The sequence below is a fragment of the Winogradskyella wichelsiae genome, from assembly GCF_013403925.1.
Lineage (GTDB): Bacteria > Bacteroidota > Bacteroidia > Flavobacteriales > Flavobacteriaceae > Winogradskyella > Winogradskyella wichelsiae.
Genome location: NZ_JABFDJ010000002.1, coordinates 281,083 through 304,069 on the forward strand (window position 1 = coordinate 281,083; position 22,987 = coordinate 304,069).

The 22,987-nt window shown below is 31.5% G+C and carries 17 protein-coding genes; 4 read left to right on the top strand and 13 right to left on the bottom strand.

From position 1 onward, the window contains the following. The first annotated feature begins 40 nt into the window (after positions 1–40). The 3 genes from HM985_RS04855 to HM985_RS04865 are packed head-to-tail and all read left to right on the top strand — an operon-like array spanning position 41 to position 5,855. On the top strand, positions 41–3,130 hold the full coding sequence (locus HM985_RS04855; RefSeq protein ID WP_179375171.1) for a hypothetical protein: 3,090 nt from the start codon (positions 41–43) through the stop codon (positions 3,128–3,130). Next, positions 3,130–4,347, top strand: coding sequence for a hypothetical protein (locus HM985_RS04860; RefSeq protein ID WP_179375172.1), 1,218 nt, complete (start codon positions 3,130–3,132; stop codon positions 4,345–4,347). The genes HM985_RS04855 and HM985_RS04860 overlap by 1 nt, the downstream gene beginning before the upstream one ends. Beyond that, the gene (locus HM985_RS04865; RefSeq protein ID WP_179375173.1) at positions 4,341–5,855 is read left to right on the top strand and encodes a glycoside hydrolase family 2 TIM barrel-domain containing protein; all 1,515 of its coding nucleotides are present in this window, start codon (positions 4,341–4,343) and stop codon (positions 5,853–5,855) included. The genes HM985_RS04860 and HM985_RS04865 overlap by 7 nt, the downstream gene beginning before the upstream one ends. Positions 5,856–5,895: 40 nt before the next feature. Here the strand turns inward: HM985_RS04865 and HM985_RS04870 are convergent, their stop codons facing one another. Next, complete coding sequence (locus tag HM985_RS04870) at positions 5,896–7,116, bottom strand: glycosyltransferase (protein WP_179375174.1); 1,221 nt, start codon at positions 7,114–7,116, stop codon at positions 5,896–5,898. Between the two features lie 108 nt (positions 7,117–7,224). Further along, positions 7,225–8,490 carry an oligosaccharide flippase family protein gene (locus HM985_RS04875; RefSeq protein WP_179375175.1) on the bottom strand — a complete coding sequence of 422 codons (1,266 nt, stop codon included), beginning with the start codon at positions 8,488–8,490 and terminating at the stop codon, positions 7,225–7,227. Positions 8,491–8,635: 145 nt separating this feature from the next. Between HM985_RS04875 and HM985_RS04880 the strand changes: the two genes are divergently transcribed. Beyond that, positions 8,636–10,696 (top strand): tetratricopeptide repeat protein, encoded by a 2,061-nt coding sequence (locus HM985_RS04880; protein ID WP_179375176.1) that lies wholly within the window; start codon positions 8,636–8,638, stop codon positions 10,694–10,696. A 30-nt stretch (positions 10,697–10,726) separates the two neighbouring features. Here HM985_RS04880 and HM985_RS04885 read toward each other — a convergent pair whose 3' ends face one another. The 11 genes from HM985_RS04885 to HM985_RS04935 all read right to left on the bottom strand — a co-directional run bounded on the left by HM985_RS04885 (position 10,727) and on the right by HM985_RS04935 (position 22,939). Then, positions 10,727–12,145, bottom strand: coding sequence for a KAP family P-loop NTPase fold protein (locus tag HM985_RS04885; protein ID WP_179375177.1), 1,419 nt, complete (start codon positions 12,143–12,145; stop codon positions 10,727–10,729). 111 nt (positions 12,146–12,256) lie between these two features. After that, entirely contained in the window at positions 12,257–14,857 is a 2,601-nt protein-coding gene (locus tag HM985_RS04890; protein WP_179375178.1) for a DUF6923 family protein, read from the bottom strand. A 387-nt stretch (positions 14,858–15,244) separates the two neighbouring features. Beyond that, positions 15,245–15,955 carry a LytR/AlgR family response regulator transcription factor gene (locus tag HM985_RS04895; protein ID WP_179375179.1) on the bottom strand — a complete coding sequence of 237 codons (711 nt, stop codon included), beginning with the start codon at positions 15,953–15,955 and terminating at the stop codon, positions 15,245–15,247. 10 nt (positions 15,956–15,965) lie between these two features. Further along, complete coding sequence (locus HM985_RS04900) at positions 15,966–16,283, bottom strand: Hpt domain-containing protein (protein ID WP_179375180.1); 318 nt, start codon at positions 16,281–16,283, stop codon at positions 15,966–15,968. Between the two features lie 4 nt (positions 16,284–16,287). Then, positions 16,288–17,334 (bottom strand): sensor histidine kinase, encoded by a 1,047-nt coding sequence (locus tag HM985_RS04905; protein ID WP_179375181.1) that lies wholly within the window; start codon positions 17,332–17,334, stop codon positions 16,288–16,290. Further along, on the bottom strand, positions 17,334–18,467 hold the full coding sequence (locus HM985_RS04910; protein WP_179375182.1) for an FIST signal transduction protein: 1,134 nt from the start codon (positions 18,465–18,467) through the stop codon (positions 17,334–17,336). The genes HM985_RS04905 and HM985_RS04910 overlap by 1 nt, the downstream gene beginning before the upstream one ends. 2 nt (positions 18,468–18,469) lie before the next feature. Then, entirely contained in the window at positions 18,470–20,812 is a 2,343-nt protein-coding gene (locus HM985_RS04915; protein WP_179375183.1) for a PAS domain-containing sensor histidine kinase, read from the bottom strand. Next, on the bottom strand, positions 20,809–21,351 hold the full coding sequence (locus HM985_RS04920; protein WP_179375184.1) for a heme NO-binding domain-containing protein: 543 nt from the start codon (positions 21,349–21,351) through the stop codon (positions 20,809–20,811). Before HM985_RS04920 ends, HM985_RS04915 begins: the two co-directional genes overlap by 4 nt. After that, positions 21,351–21,761 (bottom strand): response regulator, encoded by a 411-nt coding sequence (locus HM985_RS04925; RefSeq protein WP_179375185.1) that lies wholly within the window; start codon positions 21,759–21,761, stop codon positions 21,351–21,353. Before HM985_RS04925 ends, HM985_RS04920 begins: the two co-directional genes overlap by 1 nt. A 197-nt stretch (positions 21,762–21,958) precedes the next feature. Beyond that, complete coding sequence (locus HM985_RS04930) at positions 21,959–22,321, bottom strand: MmcQ/YjbR family DNA-binding protein (RefSeq protein ID WP_179375186.1); 363 nt, start codon at positions 22,319–22,321, stop codon at positions 21,959–21,961. Positions 22,322–22,333: 12 nt separating this feature from the next. Then, on the bottom strand, positions 22,334–22,939 hold the full coding sequence (locus HM985_RS04935) for a DUF4230 domain-containing protein (RefSeq protein ID WP_179375187.1): 606 nt from the start codon (positions 22,937–22,939) through the stop codon (positions 22,334–22,336). Positions 22,940–22,987: the final 48 nt, after the last annotated feature.

Consider the following 22,987-nt stretch of genomic DNA (forward strand, 5'->3'; position numbering starts at 1 on the left):
ATTCTATATCTTTACCATGTTGTTATAGCTTAGGCTTTAAATGAAGGAAACCTCGAATAAATACTTAATATCTGCGCTTCTCCTAGGACTAGCTTTTCATGGTAGTGCCATATTTTTTACGTTGGAAACAACTTATGATGCTTTAATACATCTATTTTTTGCAGACCATTATGCTAATAGTTGGTTTGAACCATGGAACTATGAATGGTATACAGGTTTTACAGTTCAAAGTTATCCACCTTTAGTACATCAATCTATAGGTTTACTCTCTTTAATTGGTGGCCTAAAATTCGGAATGTTTAGTGTTGCATTAATTGCTATTGTTCTATTTATTACAGGCACATATCGTTTTTCTTTAATGATGACTGGGAATAAAACGGTTGCTGGTTATGCCTCTGTTTTAGCTGTATTTTCATCCTCTTTTGTAGAAACACTTCACATATTTGGGCAATTACCTAGTATTATTGGTGTTTCGGTTTTAATGCATGCTTTACCAGAAATCTACTTATGGTTGAAAACAGGTAAGAAATGGTATTTGGCAACTTCATTATCACTGATTGCAGTTACGGTTACGTCGCATCATGTGACACCCATTTTCGGAATGGTCTTCTTTATCTTTCCTTTAATAGGTATGGTTATTATGGATGTGTCGAGAGAGCAAGTCAACTCAATGAAAGAAGTGACATTCAAACTCTTCTTAAATACTTTTTTCAAACTTTTTAAACGCATTGTAAGCTTTGGAATGCTGTCCTTAGTTTTAATTATAGGCTGTATTTTTCCGTATTGGTTAAATTCTAAAGCCAACCCAATTACCCAAGTTCCTATTCCACATGGTTCTCGTGATAACTTTTTAGAAATCACATCTTCTGGATTAGTCTTCTTTTTAATTCCTTGGGGAATTTTACTCGTCCTTTTACCGTATATATTTTACAGATATTACAGCAAACGCTATTTGTTTTTTGGTTTATCTGTTACCATTTGTACCATTTTAGGAACTGGTGGAACAACACCAATTCCTCTAAAAATTTTAGGCGAAACTGCTTTCAATATTTTAACATTAGACCGATTTACGCTTTGGGCTTCTATCCTATCTATACCATTAATGGGTGAATTTACCTATCGTTTTGTTGAAGGTGATTTAAAAACACTCATTCAGTCTAAATTCGGTGCTGTATATCACAGAATTATTGGTGGATTATTAGCAGGATTAGCTGTATTTATGGTCGTTTTCACCATGAGCTTAAACTACTTTAGACCATCGCAACCTCAAAAAATAAAGATGTTACCTATTGTGAATTTCTTAAACCAAGATGACCACGATAAATGGCGCTTTTTAACACTAGGTTTTGGCGACCAAATGGCTTGGTTAAGTGCACAGACTAATGCAATGACAGTAGATGGAAACTACCATTCTGCAAGACGATTACCAGAATTAACGACAAGACCAATTGAGCGTTTAGAGAATTCTAAATTTAAAGGTGTTGCAGGCATCGGTTCTTTACAACAATTTTTAACCACACCAGAAAAATACAATCTCAAGTACATATTTTCTAACGATAAATTTTACGACCCAATCCTCTACTTCTGTGGTTGGCAACGTTTACGGCAATTAGAAAATGGCATTATGGTTTGGGAACGGCTCAATATTCCACCTGTGTCTTCTATTTTACCCAAAGAAGATGTTGCCACTTGGTTAAAAATAATGTGGGGAGTTATTCCTTTTTTAACTGTATTAGTAGCCTTTGTTTTAAACATACAGATGCTCTGGGTAAATATGTTAAAGACACGATTTAAACCTTTGCCAGACTTTTTAAACTATTCGGTTACCTATGATAAATTTAATCGGAATGTCTTACGCGTCACACATATTTGGTCGCTCATATTAATCGTTGTGGTTTTTTATGGCATCTATTTGTTCTATCTCAAAAATGACTCGCAACGCAGTCCCGAAAATGCCATTATTGCCTATTACGATGCTTTAGATTTTAAAGAATTTGAAAAAGCACATAGTTTAATTGACCCAGAAAGTCAACTACCAATTGCGCAATACATGTTAGAAATTTCAGTTACCGATGGGCTTTTGAGTAGTTATGCCAAAATGGACGCTATTGAAACTGAAATCACCAAACATAACGACAGTACGGTTTCTGCCAAAGTGGTTAGTCAATGGATTACACCTTTAGAAAAAATTGAAAAAGTAGATTACAAAACACTATCTAAACACAAAGGGAAATGGTATATACAGCCAGATGATTTAAACAATGATTTGCCACCAGACCAACTGTATTCTGATAATACAACCAAATATTTTAACCAAGGTAGACGACGCATTACCACAGAACAAACACATCATGAAGACATTTTAAAACAACCTGTTTTAGAAGTAGTTTCGGCTAAATTGGTACAACACGATGGTAGCTATGCTATTATTGGTGAAGTACAAAACATAGATAATGTCCCTGCAGATATTATTTTGAAAGGTACTTTGTACAACGACGATAACAAAGAGTTGGCAACATACAACGCCAAATATCATGTGAAGCATAAATTAATGCCAAAAGAATCGAGTAGTTTCCGTATTAATTTTGAGGGTATTGCCTGGTCTAAAACACAAGATTCTATTCCAGATACTTTTAATCCAGATGAATTTACGCCTATTGAATTTGAAGAACAACCCACAAAATTCAATTTGCAAGTCGCAGGAAATGTTTCTGGTTCTGATTTATACAAAAATGTAGTACTAAGTGCTATTGATATTAAAGACAACCTTATAAACGGGAATTTATTTAATAGTGGCATCCAAGAAATTACCATACCTCAGCTATTAATCACCTATTATGATGCTAACAAAAATATGGTTTGGGTAGACCATTTATTTGTAAAAGAAGGTGTAAGACAACAACGAAAGCAAGATTTTGAATACGCTATTTTAAACGATGGAAAAGTAAACATCATAAATGATAGCATGAAAAACATTTTTGTAAACGGTTTACCAAACGAAAATATATCAGATAAAATAGTACCAAACAGAATACAAAATCATACCAATGCGCAATTACAAGCTATTGAGCATCCTGATTTTAGTTATATTAAAATAGAAATTAACACGTATATAGGAAGCCCGAATTAATGCAACTTAAACGCACATATCTATTTCTTTTAGGTTTGATTTTATTATCATCATTTGCTGTTGTACAGCAAAATGAAACGGTTAATACCATTGAATTACTTACCACACAAACCGATTTTAAAGTTGGCACTAACATCGTTTTAAAATTTTCAATTTCTGAAGTAGAACAACCCTTATTGTATTGCTCTAATAGTTATGGCTCAACAGTGATTTCTTCAACTTTAAAAAATAACACGTTAGAATATTTTATTCCTGAAAACATCACTAAAAAAATAGGTGTTGTTAATTGGAAATTGTTGACTAAAAACGAATCTATTTCAGGTCAATTCAACATCAATCCAAAAGCAGAAGTTGCGACTTTAGAAACCTATATTGGACCACCAAGTATTGAAGCTGGCGGAACAGATTACACCATGTTGGTTGTAATCCCAACAGACTCACTAGACAATCCTGTACCAACGAATACATTGGTAAAAACGAAGCATCAATTTTTAGCCTCAGAAGAAACCAATGATATTTACACGAAGAATTTAATTTCGTGGAGGAATATGTATTCTAAAAAAGAAAGTGGACGTATGTTGGTCTCTTCAGAAAGTCTTGGCATCAATTCTAAAGAATTTACCGTTAATGTGATGCCTGCAATTCCGACGGATTTCAAAATTTCGGCATCACGACCTCATAATTATGCAGATGGCAATCAAATCACAACGTTCACCACGTCAATATTAAAAGACAAACAAAATAATGTGATTAGCGATGGTACTTTCGTCACCTTTTTTATCACCAATTCTGAAGGTAATATTTTAAAAACCACAGGCACAACAATAGATGGTGTTGCGACTTCAAAAATGATTCATCCAGATTATGAAGATACTTGGAACATTAAAGCCTATGTTGATGGCATGGCAGAAAGTGATAATATTTCTCTTAACTACAAACAAGTTATTGAAGATTTCGACGTTGCTTTTTCAGACCAAAACAGAACCATAACCGTTGGTCCTTTGCAAAGTTTTATGCAACAAATGATTCCGGATGGATTGCATGTAAAATTGAAAATATATCAAAACGAAAAACTCATTAATACCATAACCAAAACATCATTTAATGGTTATGTAAATTTCAAATTAAAACCAGCTATTTACAACAATGGCACTTACAATTTTATCATTGAAACGGCTGGTTTATCAAAAGAATTTAAATCAAAAGAACTATGGTAGGTCTTAACAAAAACATACTACGTTCTATATTAATTGCCTCATACATTATGATTGTAGCCCTAATCATTTCTGGTGTAAGCGCATTATTTAGTTATCTAAATACAGGTGCAGACCGAAGCACCATGTTGCACACAGAAATACAGAAAGTAGAACAGTATTTACCCAAAATAGATTGGGAACCTTTACAAAATGAAGGTCGGTCTATGGACAACCAAACGTTAAACGCTTTACAAAGCAATTATTTAGACGCTTGGTATGTAAAACAAATAGCCTATAAAACCAATAAACCAGCCGGAATTAAAGATTATTACACCGATAGCGCTAGAGAAAATTTATACCGTTTTATTGAATTAAATAAAGCCGAAGACATTACTATTGAAGCGACGACACTAAAACACAATCCTACTTTAGAATTTTTTAGTGAAGACGGCCAAATGGCTGTGATAACAGACCGAAATGTTATAGAATACAAACGTGTTTTTAAAGCTGAAAAGGTCATTTTAGAAACTACCGAAACGTCTAACTACAAAATGGTGTTTTTACTAGAAGATGGCTTTTGGCGCATTAGACATTTAGTAAAGGAACAAGCTGAGACTTATGATGCTAAAACGGAACCTATTTCGGTTGATGATTTGAATATAAAAGGCATTAACTATTATCCGCAGGCCAATCCTTGGAATATGTTTGGTGCCGAATTCTCTGCAGATACCATATCTAAAGATTTTAAGATTATTAAGGATGCTGGTTTAAATTCGGTACGATTATTTGTGCAATATGAAGACTTCGGCAAAGAACATGTAAATCCTAAAAAACTTGAAAAGCTTAAAGAAACTTTAGATTTAGCAGAAGCGCATCATTTAAAAGTGGTGTTAACCTTATTCGATTTTTATGGCGATTATTCTGTGATGAGTTGGACGTTAAACCAACGTCACGCAGAAACCATAGTTGAAGCCGTAAAAGACCACAGCGCACTCTTAGCTTGGGATATTAAAAACGAACCCAATTTAGATTTTGAATCTCGACAAAAAGCCGTTGTGATTGCTTGGTTAGATAATATGATTGATTTGGTAAAATCGGTAGATACTATTCATCCTGTAACTATTGGTTGGTCTAACACGCAAAGTGCTTCCACATTAAAGGATAAAGTAGATTTTATATCGTTTCATTATTACGAAGATTTAGAACATTTAGACGATGCCATAGAAACCATAAAAACTGAAATACCTAATAAACCCTTAGTACTTCAAGAATTTGGAATATCTTCTTACTCTGGTTTTTGGAAACCTTTTGGCTCATCTGATGAAGACCAAGCTAATTACCACAAAAAAATCCAAGAACAAATTGCCGCTAATAATTTGCAATTTATGTCTTGGACTTTATATGATTTTACGGATGTGCCAACGGATGTTGTAGGTAGTCGTCCTTGGCGTCGTAATACCCAAAAACACTTTGGGTTTATTGATAAAAATGGGGCAAAAAAGGCATCGTTTAAATATATTTCTAATTGATTAAGATTAATTAGAATAAGTTCTGTTTTTGAAATTAAATTTACCTAGTCATGGTAGACTTCAAATGCACTGCGTTTTCTGTTGTTTTTTTTGTTATGATATCTGAAAAGGTTTCTAAATACATCTCTGCTATTTGAGACATTGGATGTGCTGTTGCTGCATTATAATTAATTTTAGAAAGCTTTACTCTGTAAGCTTCATTTGTTAATATAGCTTCTATAGCAGACGCTAAACTTTCAACACTAGTGGGGTCAAAAAATTCACCTCCATAACCTTCATCTTGTACTAATAAAGCTAAATCTCCTAAATCTGGCATTACAACTGCTTTACCGTAACTTCCTGCTTGGTGTAAAACCCCTGAACTCCCGGTTGTAGAAGTATAAGGAAATACGACTACTGCACTTTCATTAAATAAGGTAGGCACTTCGTGTTCTTCAACGTAACCTGTAAACCTTACCTGAGGGACGTGTTTATAATCTTCTTGTACTTTAGCTAAATAACCTGGCACATTAGGGTTATCTGTTCCTGCAATGACAACTTCTAAATCGAGTCCTGTTTTTGCTCTAACTAACTCTACTGCTTCAATCATACCTTCTACTTTTTTGTAACTTCCAAATTTTCCGAAGGTCATAATTTGCATTGGCCCTTTTGGTAATCTATAACTAGGTTCTGCTGCTATTTCAAAAGTACCGTGAGGTATTAATTTTACATTAGGGGCTAAATATTTTATCTCTAAAATATTCACATACTTCTGCATTGTTACTGCTACTGTATCAGCTTGCAAAATAAGTCTTGTTAAGTTAGTTCCTATAAATCCATAGATTTTCTGCATTAATTTATTAGATGTAAAACCTGCACTTCCTAAATCTACTTCTTCAAGAATATTGTGTAGTAGAACGATGTTAGGAATCTTTTTCAACTTGCACACTAATGGTAACATAAGGCCCAAGGCAGCTGCTATTTTTTTATCACCAAACTTCATGAACTGTAAATTAAACAATACAGCATCTGGTTTTGTGTTATTGATGGCTTTTGTTACTAAAAAGATATTTTTATAACTATTAAAAGACCAACATTCTTTTACGGTTATTTTACAACCTTGCTCTGTAAATTGAATATCCTTAGCTCCTTCTGTTTTATCTGTTAGTAAGATCAGTTCTGTAACTGCTTCCTTTTGTCTAAACTGTTTTACTAAATGGTAAGCATACTCATTTAGAGTGACTTTACTTGGAGGGTATGCTGTTACTATGGCTAGTTTCATAATAGATGAAATTTAAATGTTTTAATTAATTACAATGCAAATTTCAGATTTTATTTCTCTAAAAATCAACACTTTCTTTCGAAGACACTTTACTGTCGACGAATGGAATTATTCTTTAGATAAAGCTTTTTTATGTGTCGTTATTTCAATCTTAAAAAACACTAACTGTATGATTAACAACAAAGTCATTGCTATAATTTGCATATGTACAACTTGTTCTAAACTATCGTGAAAAAAGACAACCAACACTATTTGTAGCATTCCAAAAACCCCTGAAATGATTACTGGCACGTATTTATCTAGAGACAAATAGTAATAAGCAAAGATGTTAGAAATAGCAAACATTGAAGTGGCAATAGCATATTTCCATAACAGAGGTGCCATGGCAATATATTGTTCACCAAAAAGAATTTTGATAATCAGCTCAGGAAAACTTAAACAAGTTAAAACAATAATTATTGAAATAGCAGCAATGTAACCCACATATTTAAATAATACAGAAGCGGTTTCTTTTCCCTCTTTCTTCAACTCAACAACTGCTGGTAAGAGTAACATAACAAACATCCAAGCTATAAAATATACAATTCTACCTATTAAAGCCAAAGAAGCATATAAGCCAGCTTCGTATGGCTCGAAATAATGTTTTACGAGTAAGATGTCACTATTATTAATTATGATTTGTGTAAGCTCGTAAAATGCAGTTAACATAAAGAAATTCTTTATTTGTTTGCTATAATCGAGTGATAAAGCTTTTGGCTTTTTAAAACTCATATGCTTCATTTTAAAAGGAAACATTCCAAATACAAAAGATAACACAATGCCGATGGCAATAACTGCAGAGGATTGTATATTAAATAAAAATATTAACCCTAATGTAATTAATAATCGGCTTAACATTTCTCCTTGATATGTTATAGACAACGATCTGTAAGCTTTTTTACCTTGAAATGCTCCTCTATTTACACTCATTAAAAAATACAACGGTACACCACAACCAAAAATGACAAACATTAATGATGAGGACGTATTAAAAACTATTTTTAACTGCGACGAAAAAACGATAATTAAAACCCCTAATACAATTCCTATTAAGAAGGCTTGCTGATAAGTTTTAGCAATGAAGTTTCTAAACACATTGTTTTCAAATAATACAGAGAATTTTGCGGTTACCAATTGAAACGTCATCGCCATAAAAGACAATACCAATAAAAAGGTAATTAGCACAGCAGCATCTGCAAATTCTGTTGGTCCAAGTACCCTTCCTAATATAAGGTTATATAAGTAATTACCCCCGTTTACAGCTAACACACTTACCATAAATAGTTGTTCTGGCGTTAACTTTCTCGTTTTGATTGCGGCTATTAGTTGCTTCATTTTTAACTGGTATTCGTTTAAATCTGACACAAATATCTCTCGTATTTCCGTGTATGTTCTGTATATTTCGATGGATGGCAAGTTGCTGTAGGTGAATGACAAACTAATACGCCGTAACTTGCAATTAGAAAATTACACAGAGATTATGACATTAAAATCACTTATAAATATCGGCTTATTTTTTATCATTTTTAGCGCTACTGCTCAAAACATGAAAGAAGGTTTCACCTACCTAGAAACAGGAAAATACAATAAAGCAGAATCTTTTTTTAGTACGGTATTAGAAGATTATCCAAATAATAAAACGGCGCGTTTATGTTATGGTCGTGCTATTGGTCTTAATGGAAAACCTGCAGAAGCGAATACACTCTTTACAGGTTTACTTGCCGATTATCCGAATGATTTTGAAGTAAAATTAAATTACGGCGAATCTTTATTATGGAACAGTAACTTTACGGATGCTAAAGTATATTACCAAAGTTTAGTAGAAGAAGACGCTACTAGTTTTGCGGCGCTATTAGGTTTTGCAAATACTTTATCTAATTTAAAAGAATATGAAGACGCTTTAGTTATGGTTAATAAAGCGCTAGATGTTTCACCAGGAAACCCAAATGCTTTAGTCTCTAAAAAATATATTTATTTAGGTTATGCCTACCAAAATCAACAAGGACAGAATTATGAAAAAGCTGAAACCTTACTCACTAAAAATTTAGAATTATATGGTGATGATAAAGACACTTTATTAAACTTAGCCAATCTCTATTTAATTTGGAACAAATTAGACAGTGCTAAAATCATGTATAATCGTTTGGCAGAACAGCCAGAACACAAAATCATATCTTTAAATGGTTTGGCTTTAGTAGAACATTTAAACGGTAAAGAAAAGAAAGCTTTAGAATTGAGTACTGAAGCCTTCAATAGTTTAAATGAAACTACAGATCCCAACATTACGAAACAAACCACCGAGCGTTATGCCCAAGCTTTAATCTGGAATAAAAAATACAAAGCTGCTAAAAACTTAATTGACACTCTAATTATTAAACATCCAAATAAAAACTGGGTTTTAGCTTTACGTGCTACTTTAAATATCTATAAAAGTAATTTTAAAGAAAGTTTGGTAGATTATAATCAAATATTAGAAAATGACAGTACTTCTTTTGATGGTAACCTTGGAAAAGCCAATGTCTTAAAAGCTTTAGGCCAATATGATAATGCCTATACCTCAGCTGAAAACACTTTAAAGTTTTACGACAATCAAAAAGATGCAATTAACTTTATAAGCAAACTAGATAATAGTTTTGCCCCTGTTTTAGAATCTAGCGTATCGCATACCTTTGATAATGGTGATAACAAAGCCTTTGCTTCTTCTAACACTGTAGAATACCCACTATCTACCAAATTTAAGCTCTTAGGAAATTACAATTACAGAACCACTAGCAACACTGTAACGGATATCAATGCAAATTCTAATGATTTATCGTTAGGGTTAGGTTACCAACTAATACCAAGTATTACATTTAAGGGAACCGCAGGCATTACATCTGCAAAAGCAGAAAGCACAGACTATACACAACTTTTAACAGACATCTCTTTTAACATTAAGTCTTTTAAACGTCAAACCTTAGATATTGGCTACAAACGTCAGATTGAAAGTTTTAATGCCGAATTATTAGATCAAGAATTGGTACAAAACAATTACTATGCTAACTATAATTTGAGCACTAATTTTAACTTAGGTTGGTTTACACAATTAATTTACACATCGCAAAACGATGGAAACAAAAGAAATTTATTATTTACCTCACTCTATTATAATCTATTACCAAAACCGGCTTTAAAAGTAGGTGTCAATTATCAATACATTACATTTAAAGAGCAAGTACCTACGATTTACTTTAGTCCTGAAAAATTTAATGTGTATGAAGTGTTTATGAATGTCATTAAAAATGAAGACAGCGCAAAACCAAAAACATGGTTTTATAATTTAACCGCTGCTTACGGTTATCAGTTTATTGAAGATGATGCTAAACAAAGCACTTACCGTTTTCAAGGTGCTTTTGGTTATAAATTCTCGGAACGTAGTTTATTAAATGTTTACGGAACGCATAGTAATATTGCCTCTGCAACCGCCGCTGGTTTTACTTTTACAGAAATTGGCTTACGTTTTAAATGGCAGTTTTTGAAGAAGGCTAGTTTTAGGAAGTAGAAATTATTTTAAGTGACGCTTTAACAAAAATTAGGTGTTAATTGAATTTAACAATAAAATCTTATCCAAAATTGGTTTTAGATTTAACTTACTTACTGTCACTTGACTTCTTAAATTCAAATACCCATCGACTAAATTATAGTTTTCACTTTTATCTGAAAATTTAGACTTATAATTTACTTTTATTATTTCACCCCTTTCATCTTTTTCAATATCAAATGTAGAATTTGGATAAACACCTTCATTTAAATAGTTGTGATATGCAAGTGCTATAGTAATAATACAGTTAACAAGAACTTCTTGATTATTTTGGTATGAACTAACAACATAGTTTTCTACTAGATCAATTAATTCTTGAACATTATATTTTTTCTTACAGATATCTTTGAATACAGATTCTTCTTCAATCTTAAAGAAAATTAATAATAGGAATAAATCTGGAAACAAGCGATGCTCAACCTTAGTAGTTCTTAGAGCTACTCGAGCTAGAGAAAACAACTTTTCCATTTTTCTTAAGCTAAAATTCGTATCTCTTGTGATCGTATTTGCAAAATTCTTAAAATTAATTTCTTCTTGCGGAAAACTTCTCTTTCGATGATCAACACTAAAAAATTCATGAAAATTATAATATTGAAATAGATAATCAACCATTAGCTGTTTATTTGGCTCGGGAATTGAATATTCTAAATCTATAAAACGTCTTAAATAATCATCGGCTTCAATCAAATCACTTCCATAAAAGCCTCTAACAGCATTTCCTAATTGCACTTTATCTATTGATAGAACAAAAACGATTCCAGGCACAGAAAACAAATGTTTTATTTGTTCCAATACCTCAACAGCATAACGTGGCCTACATCTATCTAATTCATCTATGATAAATATAACCGGTTTATCTTCATCTACCTTTTCTACAAATTTCTCCAAAGCTTTTCTAAAATCATTTATACCTTTTTTCTTTTCATTGTAATTTTTCATTTGCAACTCAACTTCCTCTACTGTAAATTCAGTTACTGCACCTACAACCTCATTAATTGCATCATCACCAACAACTTTTCCTGCAACACCTTTAACAACGGATGGCAATATCTTTTTTAAAAATGTCGTAGACTTTTCGACTAACGTTGTAAATGTTTCTTCCCCCTTATTTCTTAGCCCTTCTAATTCTGATAAAAGTGCAATCATTACTTCTTCTTGAAAATCGTTTTCCCAAGCATTAAAATAAAGAGTTTGATATTTTTGATTTTTCAGTTGTTGATTCCACATTTTTACAAATGTAGTTTTACCTGTTCCCCATTTATTATCAATAGCCAAGACAAATCCATTACTATAACTTGAAATGATGCTGGTAAGAACATCTGCATATTTCTTTCTATCAAGTTTACAGTTTAAAAATGCGTCTATCTTCTCATCATTAGGTATTACTATCTCCCTGTGCTTTAAATCCATATAACCAAAATATTCAAACTATAAATATAACTATTAAACCCAAACCACCACAAAAAGCAAAAAGGCAAAAGCTTGTGCTTTTGCCTTAGATAGGGATAATTAAAATTAGGGTTATTTAACTATTAATTTAAAGGTATCAAAATCAAACTGGCTACTAATAATTTTACAGAAGTATAAGCCTGAACTTAAATTCTCTCTGTCTACATTAATACTGTTTGCTCCTGAAATCACTTTGTGCTCTGCAGTGTAAACTATTTTACCTGTTTGGTCATAGATTACAAACTGCACTTGTTCGCTATAATTAGCAGAAAAAGTGACTGTTGCGTGGGTTGTCATAGGGTTTGGGGACACTTTTAATAAATTTTTATCTGTAGTATAATCGGTTACAGATAAGGCACTTGTTTCAGAGAATCGTAGGTTATTCAAGTGCATCTCTTTCAATACTGTTATTCCATTCTCTGCAACCATTGTAAATACTATGGTTACTACATCATTTAATTCTACTTCATTTTCACTATCATTTTGTAAGTTTTCTATATTAATTATATAATCCTGTAAGTTGCTTGTTAATGCTATAGTCGTTTTATATTGCTCTTCCCAATTGGTAATACTTTCTTTTACAAAAGTGATTTCTAAATTACCTGTGCCTTTTGCACTTAATTGAAAACTGTTATAATCTGTAACATCTACAGCTTTAAATCGTGGTGTTAACGCCCTATAAGCAGCAACGTATGTATTGGTCGTTGCGTTTAACTCTACATTACGTTCTATTGGGAAATCTGTAGAGTCAAAGCTATAATCATTGGTTGTTACGTTATAAAGATCTACTACTGTTCCTTCTTGCGAAGCATCTATCCCCCAAGGACCATCAGACATAAATAAATCATCTGGTGTAGCTATGCCATCTCCTATTCTAAATCCAATATCAAATAGGCTTCCTGTATCTACAGTGATATTAGTGATATAATTTGCGTTTAAATTTATCGTAGAATTAAGGTTTAAAAAATCTTCTGTTTCTGTTACTCTATAACCAGCCTCTAAAGTTACACTCTGCGTACCATTAGTATTTATAACTTGTAAATCTAGTCCGCCGTTAGTATAACTTCCTTTTCTAACAAATACGGTTGGTGGTGTAGAATTGTTATAACTTATAATTGGTTTTTCTATATCTAATAAATTTAGAACCTCTTGTCCTAAGACATACAAATCATCTATTGTATTAGACCAAATTTGAAAATTATAAAAAGTCACATTCTCTTCGTACTGATCTAAATTCCAATGACTTTCCACAGCAAAATTAGCATCATTATTTACAACTTTAGCAGATAAGCTTAAGACAAACTCATAAGTACCATCTTCGTTTTTAATAATAGATTTTATAAATTGTTGTTCGTTAATATCTATTGTGTTTACCGATATTAATTCTGCTCCTAATAAACGATCGCAAATGTATTTGGTATGTTCATAAACACCATTCTCTGTTTTTAAAGCTAAAACTGAAGCCACAGAACTATTATTTTTCATGTAATCTACAGCATAGATTTCAGTTGCGTTTGTAATACCTATTAAATCTGATGGTGATGCCTCAATAGCTTCATCTTCATTGATACTTGTTAATGGAATAAAATCTTGTAACACAAAATTAGAATCTAAATTACTTTTAGCATAATTAGATGTCTTAGAAACACGTTTTGCTTTCGCTGAATTAAATTTATATCCTGTTTTTGCTCTTTGAAAATTACGTGTATTAATCTGCTCAGATAATCTACTGTTACTCTCTAAACCACCAGAATTTGAACTCGATGTTGGTGCTGCAACCACATCACACATACCAAAACCAGAACAGGAAGGATCTTCGCAATCTATAAGCCCATCGCCATCATCATCAATACCATTATCACAAATTTCTTGTAAAACAGGTGCTGTAGGACAACGTGCTCCATCATTACTAGAACTAGATGGTCCAAAAGCAAATAGGTTAGAATCTATAATATTAATACCGTCTAAATCTTGTACTGCTTGAATAACATAAATAGTACCCGTTTCATTTGCAGAAACGTAAAACCTACCTTCATTATCAAAATAAACAGCTCCATAAGTATAACCTAATCCTGATAATATTGGAACAACACCTATAGTAGTAACTACACTTGTATCTGGATTAATACGGTATAAAATATTAGTGTTTTTTTCTACGGCATATAACTGACCGTCTACAGCATTAAATGCCCAATCGTGAACATTAATACTCTGAGACAACGTCTCTGTAGCTTGATACTGTGTATAGTTTTCTGATTCTGGATTTAAATCTATTTTATAATAAGTAGACCCACCTGATTTTAAATAATAAATACCTTCTGAACTTACATCACCTACGTAACGATTATTAGTTGGTAATTGGTCTATGTAAAATGTTGTTACATTAAAATCCTTTCCAATTCTTACAATTGTTTTTTCTGGTGTTTTTAACGATCCCCAAATAAAACCATCTACTGGATTATATGCTGTTGCATTAATGTCCCCTGGCGTTACGTTTTCTGCAACTTGATAAGAGTTACCTGAAGCCAAGTCAATAGCATAAACATCATTATATTGAAATAAATACGCGTTATAATCGCAATCAAAAGGAATATCTTGTGCCTGAGTTGTAAAGCTCATTAAAGCTATTGTAATAGCAAGTAATTGATTTTTAAAAGTGCAGATTAGTTTCATATTCCGGGTCTTATTAGATTATGAAGCAAAATTAGCAGCTTTGTACGTGTTATTTTTAATTATTCGATTGTCACAATTGATTGAGCGTTAGAACACTATTTACTGTCGACGAATGGTTTTTAATAAGTTATTGGATGAAAAACAGCAAATAAAAAAGGCAAAAGATTTCTCTTTTGCCTCAAAACTCAATCAACTAAACTTAATCATCAACCAAATGATCATAGGTCAAAAATAAAGGATAGTTAAACTCTATATATTTTATTTCGTTAAGCTAAAGGCTAAAGCCGGTTGGCTAGCTTTATTATGTAGACGAGTGGTTTTTTTAAAACACTAGTTCGCTATACTTTAACAGTGAAATTTATTATTTGTATTAGTTACTTTTACTGCTTATAATAAATTAAGACGCTTCATTAGTTCTGATCTATTAGAACGGCTAACAGGAATAACGTCTTTTTTAATTAGCACACTATTATCTTCTATATCTATAATCTTATCAACGTTAATAATGTAAGATCGGTGCACTTTTAAGAATAAATCGTCTGGCAATTTATCGGCTATTTTTTTTAATGTAGAATGAACAGTGTAATTTTTACCTTCTGTTTTTACATTAATATAGTCCCCTTTTGCTTCTACCAAATAGATACTTGGTATGTCTATTTTAATTAAACGCCTGTCTATATTAACATAAAGATCATTACCAGAGCTATTTTCAACTTTTTCTGCTGGTAAACTCGTCGTTGAATTATGGTTTGTGACTTCTGCTTTTTGAATTGCTTTATTAAATCTTTCCGGTGTAATAGGCTTTACTAAATAATCTACAATACAATCGTACTCAAAGGCCTGAATAGCAAAATTAGGATCTGATGTCGTTAAAACTATTTTAGGTGGATTTTTTAAAGTTTCAATAAAATCGAAGCCTGTAAAATCTGGCATATGGATGTCTAAAAATATTAAATCAATTTCATTTTGATTTAAAAATTTTATGGCCTGCATTGCATTAGGAAAATCCTCTAAAACAGTTAAGCTGTTTTCATTAGAGCATAACTGCCCAATGATTGCTCTTGCTGTAGCTTCATCATCAATAATAATACAATTCATGTTCTCCTAATTATAACTGTTGTAAATAATTAGTTATGGTTTTAAGAATAGATTCGAATTCGTCTTGAAGTTCTGTACTTTCTTCTAATAAATTATTTTCGAACGCTACCGCAGTATCATAACTTTTCTCAAGGCCTAAAATACTAATTTTATGTTTAAGCTTATGAACGTTATCCGCAGCAAGCTTGTAATTATTAAGTTTTAAATTATTATAATATTCAACTTTTTCTTCAGGAAACTCCCCTTTAATGATATCAATAAGTTTTTGCTCAAAAGCTTTATCACCTCCAGACATACTATGAATATATGATAAATTAGGCTCCTCCATTTTATTACTTTTTTATAGTGAAATAAAATGTAGTACCCTCATTTAATTTAGAATGCAACCATATTTTACCTTCGTATAAATCTACAATTTTTTTAACAATTGATAGACCAATTCCTGTTGATTCTGGTCGATTTTCTAATTTTTCGAAAGTTTTAAAAATTTTATCGAAATAAATTTCTTCGATTCCTTTACCATTATCTTCGACATAAAACTCCCAAAAATCACCTTTATCTATTGCTCCTATTTTAATTATGCCTTTTTCTTTGTCGTTATAGGCTATAGCATTTCCTATTAAATTTTGAAATAACTGTTGTAATCGATATTTATCTCCTTTAATAATGGGCAGATTAGATTTTGTGATTTTAATGTGATTGGGTACTTCTAAAAAGCCTAATACATTATTTATTAATTTATTAAGATTTACATCGTATACCTCTATTTGATCTTTACCAATAGTTGAATATTCTAAAATACCATTTATTAGCGTGTCCATTTTTTGAACATTGGTTCTAATAAGATCTAAACTTTTTTCCCCACTGGCATCAAAAGCATCTTGATAATCGTCCTTTAGCCATGCTGTTAAAGTATCTATGCTACGTAATGGAGATTTTAAATCGTGAGATACCATATGTGCATAATCACTTAACTCTTGGTTTTGGTGTGCTAATTCATTTAAAAGGGATTCTTTTTGTTGGTTCATTTCAATAATCGCTTTGGTTTGATCATCAATAAAATCCACCAAATCAGATCCCGACAATTCTACAGCATCGGCCTTCTCTTCCTCTTTTAAATTGTATAATTTAAGAGTGTTAATAACATCTTTTAGCTTATCTATTAATTCTTTTTGCTCCTTAGCTTCTTCTTGCAATTTTCTATTAGCAGTAAATAATTCATCTGAACTAATAGACATAGCGCGTTGAATCATGATAGACTGCTCATCAAAATTATCGTACGAACGGTCTATAGACTCAATAAAAACTGTTAAGTCTTCATTTCCCTTTAACTCTTCACTTAAATATTTTCGAATTTGTCGTTTAAGTAGCGAATTCATTATTCACTTATTAATGTTATAGTCATGGTTTGGTTATGTAATTGGCAAGCTATTTCTCCATGAAATGGTGCTATTTCTCCATAAGAGTAAAAACCACTCACTGTAGCGCCTTCTCCTAAAACCTCTATAACCTCTTCTACTTCTTCTTCTACACGTTGATCTAACACCAATTTACGACCAATACAGCTTACTAGAAAAGCTATTTCAGGTTTGTTTTTTCTGTGAACTAAAGCTTGTTTTGCGGCACGTTCTGATGCATTTGCAATATTATCAACGTTAGTCATCATCAATTGCACTTTAGAATTTTCTTTAATATCCCCAGCTAAAACAACCGCATGTTCTTCTTCATTAATATTAAGAATAGATCGTACTATAGATTGTTCTTCGTCATCCGATTTTACATTCATAGGATACAATAAAGCTGCGCCTGGTAAATCTTTTGCTTTATCCCCTAAATAATTTTTGTATAAATCTAATGCTGGTTGGCCATCTAATTCATAAAGTATATTTCCGTCTGATTTTGTTACAGTACGCTCTGGTCCAAAAGGTGTCCAGCCTCCATGGATAGAAAAAGAAACCTCTAACGTTTCTCCATAAAAGCCAATAGCCACTAGTTCTCCTTCTTTTGGATTTTCGTTATAGGATGCTAATGTTTTTTCAAAACGAGTATCGTCTCCGCACAAACCCCCTGTAATTAACAGGTTGTCTTTATTAGAAGCACTCATACCTTTGGTAAGTTGACTACCATTAATAAAACTACCTTCGGATACTACAAATACATATTTTAAACCTTTCGCCGAAAATTGTTTAATAAGATCGTTTCCAGTTTTAAAACTATCTAAATCTGTATGTAAAACATTGCTTGTTTTAATTACAAATTGACTTTTTTCAAATTCCATCGCAGTGATAGTAATGCTATTTTCATTTACTGTTCTGGAAGAAATTTCGGCACAAGCAGAACCAAACACAATATGACCATCTGGAAACAATGTTTTTATTTCTTTATAAATTGAAGGATTCTCTAGCAAAAGACGATTACCAAAAACTAAAACTAAGGGGTTATGCAACACTATATTTTCACCAACATAAGTCCAATCTTGGTTTTTATGTTTTACTAATTGTACTGTTTTCATTTTTATTTTTTAAGTGTAAAATAGAATGTGGTACCAACATTGAGCTCACTATCTAACCATATTTGGCCTTCGTGTAAATCCACAATTTTCTTTACTATAGATAATCCAATCCCTGTAGAGTCTTTGCTCTTATTTAAAGCATGAAAAATTTTAAAGATTTTATTATGAAATTGCTTATCTATCCCCATACCATTATCTTGAATAGAGAACTTATAATGACTTTTAAAATCTTCTACATTTATAGTTATAAAGCCTTCTTCTTTATCAATAAATTTAATAGCATTACTAATTAAATTTTGAAACAACTGCTGTAATTTAGTTGCATCTCCTTTAATAATGGGCAATTTATTTAATGTCTTTATAGCTATATGCTCTGGCACATAAAGTATTGTAATAAGTTCATCTAATATTTTATTAAGATCAACTTCTGCACAAGAATTTGTTTCGGTACCAATACTAGAGTAATCAAGTACATCAGAAATGAGTTGCTCCATTTTTTCTAATGTAGTTTCAATGAGCTCAAAATTCCTTAAACTCATCTCATCTAATTTCCCTTTATTATCTTCTTTTAACCAACTTACTAAAGCATCTATACTTCGCAAAGGTGATTTTAAATCGTGCGAAACAATATGAGCATATTCTTGAAGCTCGTCATTACTTTTTTCTAATTTTGAAAGTAGCTTTTCTTTCTGAAGTTCTAGTGTTTTTAAATCTGTGATATCTATATGAACACCTATAGAGCCTACAACATTACCTTTAATATCATAATTTGGCGCGCCACTTATAAGCCAATATTTTACATCACCATTTTTAATTTCTACTTTGACTTCGTACGAATTAGATTCGCCTTTTTTTCTTTTTTCGTTTTCAATTGCAATAACATCAATAGCTTCTTCCGTCTTAAAAATTTCACCGACATGTTTACCAATTAATTCTTCTTCTGTATAACCAGACATTTCTGAAAAACTCTGATTAACCATTAATATTTCTTCGTTATTATTAACTTCAACCAATCCTAAATTCATATTGGCAATTATGCTATAATATTTTTGTTTTTGTGCCTCTAAGCTTTTTCTATAAGATCGTTTTAAAGTTACATCTGTAAAAGTCCATAAAAACCCTTTAGATTTTCCTTCTATAGTAATTGGCAAATAATTACGTTCTAGAATCTTACCATCTAACATCTCCAATTCGTCACCAATCACTATAGCCTTGGCCTTATCAACTTCATTCATCCGTTCTACGAAAGCTTCAGGATCTTTAAATAAAATTTTATTATGTTCTGCAGCCACAGAACAATCCATACCATATAAATCGTCAATTGCTGTTTCTATATTTAACAGTTCACAGAATTTATTGTTAGTAAGTACAACCTTTCTATTTTCATCTTCTAAAATAATACCACTATCTAGATTTAAAACTAATGTAGCCAATCTATTTTCAGATTCTATTAGTTTTTCTTTTGCTTCTCGCTCTTTAGAGACATCTTCGATAGTTGCTACTTGATAATCAATTTCACCAAATTTATTTCTTACAGCAGTGACATTAGTTTTTGCCCAAAAGATATCTCCGTCTTTTTTTATGTATCGTTTTTCTACATTAAATTTATCAATCTCACCACTTAAAAGTTGATCTCTTAATGCCTTTGAAAAACCTTCATCATCAGGATGTGTAATATCTTGAACCCGCATTGTTTTAAGTTCTTCAGCTGTATAGCCTAACATATCTATTAATGCCTGATTTATTTGTAACAGACCTGAATAATCTGACTTTGAAAGAGAAATACCTATTGGAGAATTATTGATAATAATACTCAATTGGTTTTTTTGATCCTCTAATTCTTCTTTTAAAAGTTTTTCTTGAGTAATATCTCTAACAATACCTTGGGCTGCAATTGCTTTATTGTTCTTATCTAAAACTAGACTGGCATTAATATGGACCCATTTAATCTCTTTAGATTTTGTGTAAACTCTTGCTTCATAGTTCTTAAAAAAACCTTTCGTTCTTAATTCTTCAAAAGACAACATAGCATATTGAAAATCATCCTTATGAACTAAACTTGAAACATTTACAGATTCTCTAGTAATATCGAATCCAAATAGATGCGTAGCTGCGTCATTAAACTTTAAAATATTACCTTTAATATCCATTAGTACATAAGCATCTACGATGTTCTCAAAAACGCCCTGCAGTTGTGATGATTTTTCGTCTAATAGACTTTCTAACCTATTTGAAGTTAGGTAGAGTTCTCTTGATTTTTCTTCAAGAATTTTTTCAGCGGCTTTTCTAGCTTTCTTTTCTCTTTCTAATGCACGCTTAAGTAATTCGATTTGGTCTTGGCTCATTTATTTTTTTTGATAATAAATCTTACCTGAGTACCGTCTTCTTTTATTTTTTTTAATTCTATAGTTGCTGTGGCATTGAAATGTTCGAACGTTTTGTTCATCAGTCCAAGTCCAAAATGATGCATTGCTCTACTAGAGCTGTAATCCATTACCAATGAATTCTCGGTTTTTTCGATAACTTCAAATGTTGGTAATTCTGCATCCGGATAAATTTTTCGCACCTCAATATGAATGTGGTTTTCTATAGAAGACAGCATTTCAATAGGATCTTTGTAGGTTTCTAAAAGTCCAGGGTAGCTTTGTTTTATTACATTAAAAAAATGTTCTGCATATACCAAAAGTAGATTATCAATTGAGATCCCTGTATTTTTACTTAAATGCTGAAGCAATTGCAGCATTTCAGAAAAACTGTATGTACCAACAGAAGTATAAACACCTTCTGATTCTAAATCTGAACTTAAAATGATTTTGTCTACCATTTCTAATCCAAACTTCTCTTCTACAAGATCTAAAAACTCAGTAAAAACAATTCCTTTCATTATACTGTTATTAGTTCATTGATACTCCAATAGGATAATAATCTTTCAATTTTAGAAACATAATCCTCATATTTTAAAGGTTTTAAAACGTAACCAGCAATCCCTATTTTATAGCATTCTAATAAATCTTTCTGATTGTTTGATGTTGTTAAAATAATTGTAGGAATATATTTTAACCTAATATCAGCTTTCAAAATTCTTAAGAATTCTATGCCATTAATTTTTGGCATGTTTAAATCTAATAAAATAATATCAGGTAAACTATCTTTATCCTCAAGTAATTTTAACGCATCTTCTCCATTATTAGCTTCAGTAATTTTGTGATTTAATTGAAGTGAACTAGAGGCTCTATTGAGCTTCATAATTTCAATCATATCATCTTCTATAAGTAAAATATTGAGGGTTTTCATTTACATTAAATTTTTAAAGTATTGAGCTAAATTACTTTAATAAATAACATAATAATACCTAAATCAGCTAGGGTTACATTTACTGTCGACGGATGGAAAAAAAGTATCGACGAACGGTAAAATTAGTTCCAAAAACCCCATAAACATTGAGTTTTCGCTGTGTCAAAACTTTAAATAAAAATTGATAAAAAACAGAATTACCTAAGTTTTTCTTGTAGTTTTTTAGACAAACCACTCACAACCATATCATAAGAGTGATCTATCAAATCTTTAATAAGTTGTATTGGAAGTTCGCCTTCTTGAACATAAACGCTATTCCATTGCTTTTTATGCATGTGATAACCTGGCTTTATGCCATCGTATTCTGCTCTAAGTTCTTGTGCATATTCTGGATCGCATTTTAAATTAATAAATGCATCTCCATTTTCCCAGCGTTTTAAAGATGTTAAGGCAAACATTTTGCCTAAAACTTTAAACACAAGCGCATCATCATTAAAAGGAAAATGTTCTGTGACTTCTTTTTTCTTTAGACAATAATTTCTATAATCTTCTATATTCATAATTTGAAGATTTTAGTTGAGTTTCTTCTTTTCAGCTTCAATTTTAAGTGCAGAATAGTCTACTTTCCATCCAATTGTTTCAACTAAATTCTCAATAAGATGAATGGCTTCTAGAGCCTCTTGCTTTGCCACATTAAAGAGTCCACTTTCTGGTACTTTATCCATAATATGAGCTTTTGCTTTAACATGTAAATCCGTTAAATCGGCAGCTTCAAACCTATTAAAAACACCATCACTCTTATCGTAGTAATTAATATTACTTTCTATAGATAACACTTCGGGTTGCGGAAAATGAGATAAGACAACTGTTTTAGTTTTAGCATTAGAACTCATTTCAATCTTACTTAAATCAAATCCAACGTAAGCTTTAGCATTAATAATAACTAAAGCCTTTTTACGGCTAGAAATAAGTTTTAAAAATTTAGCTTTTACGTCTTCATAATGGTAAATTTCAGCGAAGTCCCCTTCTACCGTAACAAATTTACAGACTCGCTTTATTTTATCTAAAAGTAAAACTGATTGCTCATTAGTTTCTTTTTTAGTTTTCCATGCTTTATAAACAGTTACTAATCCTAAGGTAACAAGAACACTGATGATAATTACAAAAAAAGTTTCCATAGTTTCTTTAAAGATATGACACTAAATAAACAAAGATGTCACATGTTA

Excerpts from the sequence above, each read along its gene's own strand:
- HM985_RS04855 (WP_179375171.1), top strand. The coding sequence starts at position 41 with ATGAAGGAAACCTCGAATAAATACTTAATATCTGCGCTTCTCCTAGGA.
- HM985_RS04860 (WP_179375172.1), top strand. The coding sequence starts at position 3,130 with ATGCAACTTAAACGCACATATCTATTTCTTTTAGGTTTGATTTTATTA.
- HM985_RS04865 (WP_179375173.1), top strand. The coding sequence starts at position 4,341 with ATGGTAGGTCTTAACAAAAACATACTACGTTCTATATTAATTGCCTCA.
- HM985_RS04870 (WP_179375174.1), bottom strand. The coding sequence starts at position 7,116 with ATGAAACTAGCCATAGTAACAGCATACCCTCCAAGTAAAGTCACTCTA.
- HM985_RS04875 (WP_179375175.1), bottom strand. The coding sequence starts at position 8,490 with ATGAAGCAACTAATAGCCGCAATCAAAACGAGAAAGTTAACGCCAGAA.
- HM985_RS04880 (WP_179375176.1), top strand. The coding sequence starts at position 8,636 with ATGACATTAAAATCACTTATAAATATCGGCTTATTTTTTATCATTTTT.
- HM985_RS04885 (WP_179375177.1), bottom strand. The coding sequence starts at position 12,145 with ATGGATTTAAAGCACAGGGAGATAGTAATACCTAATGATGAGAAGATA.
- HM985_RS04890 (WP_179375178.1), bottom strand. The coding sequence starts at position 14,857 with ATGAAACTAATCTGCACTTTTAAAAATCAATTACTTGCTATTACAATA.
- HM985_RS04895 (WP_179375179.1), bottom strand. The coding sequence starts at position 15,955 with ATGAATTGTATTATTATTGATGATGAAGCTACAGCAAGAGCAATCATT.
- HM985_RS04900 (WP_179375180.1), bottom strand. The coding sequence starts at position 16,283 with ATGGAGGAGCCTAATTTATCATATATTCATAGTATGTCTGGAGGTGAT.
- HM985_RS04905 (WP_179375181.1), bottom strand. The coding sequence starts at position 17,334 with ATGAATTCGCTACTTAAACGACAAATTCGAAAATATTTAAGTGAAGAG.
- HM985_RS04910 (WP_179375182.1), bottom strand. The coding sequence starts at position 18,467 with ATGAAAACAGTACAATTAGTAAAACATAAAAACCAAGATTGGACTTAT.
- HM985_RS04915 (WP_179375183.1), bottom strand. The coding sequence starts at position 20,812 with ATGAGCCAAGACCAAATCGAATTACTTAAGCGTGCATTAGAAAGAGAA.
- HM985_RS04920 (WP_179375184.1), bottom strand. The coding sequence starts at position 21,351 with ATGAAAGGAATTGTTTTTACTGAGTTTTTAGATCTTGTAGAAGAGAAG.
- HM985_RS04925 (WP_179375185.1), bottom strand. The coding sequence starts at position 21,761 with ATGAAAACCCTCAATATTTTACTTATAGAAGATGATATGATTGAAATT.
- HM985_RS04930 (WP_179375186.1), bottom strand. The coding sequence starts at position 22,321 with ATGAATATAGAAGATTATAGAAATTATTGTCTAAAGAAAAAAGAAGTC.
- HM985_RS04935 (WP_179375187.1), bottom strand. The coding sequence starts at position 22,939 with ATGGAAACTTTTTTTGTAATTATCATCAGTGTTCTTGTTACCTTAGGA.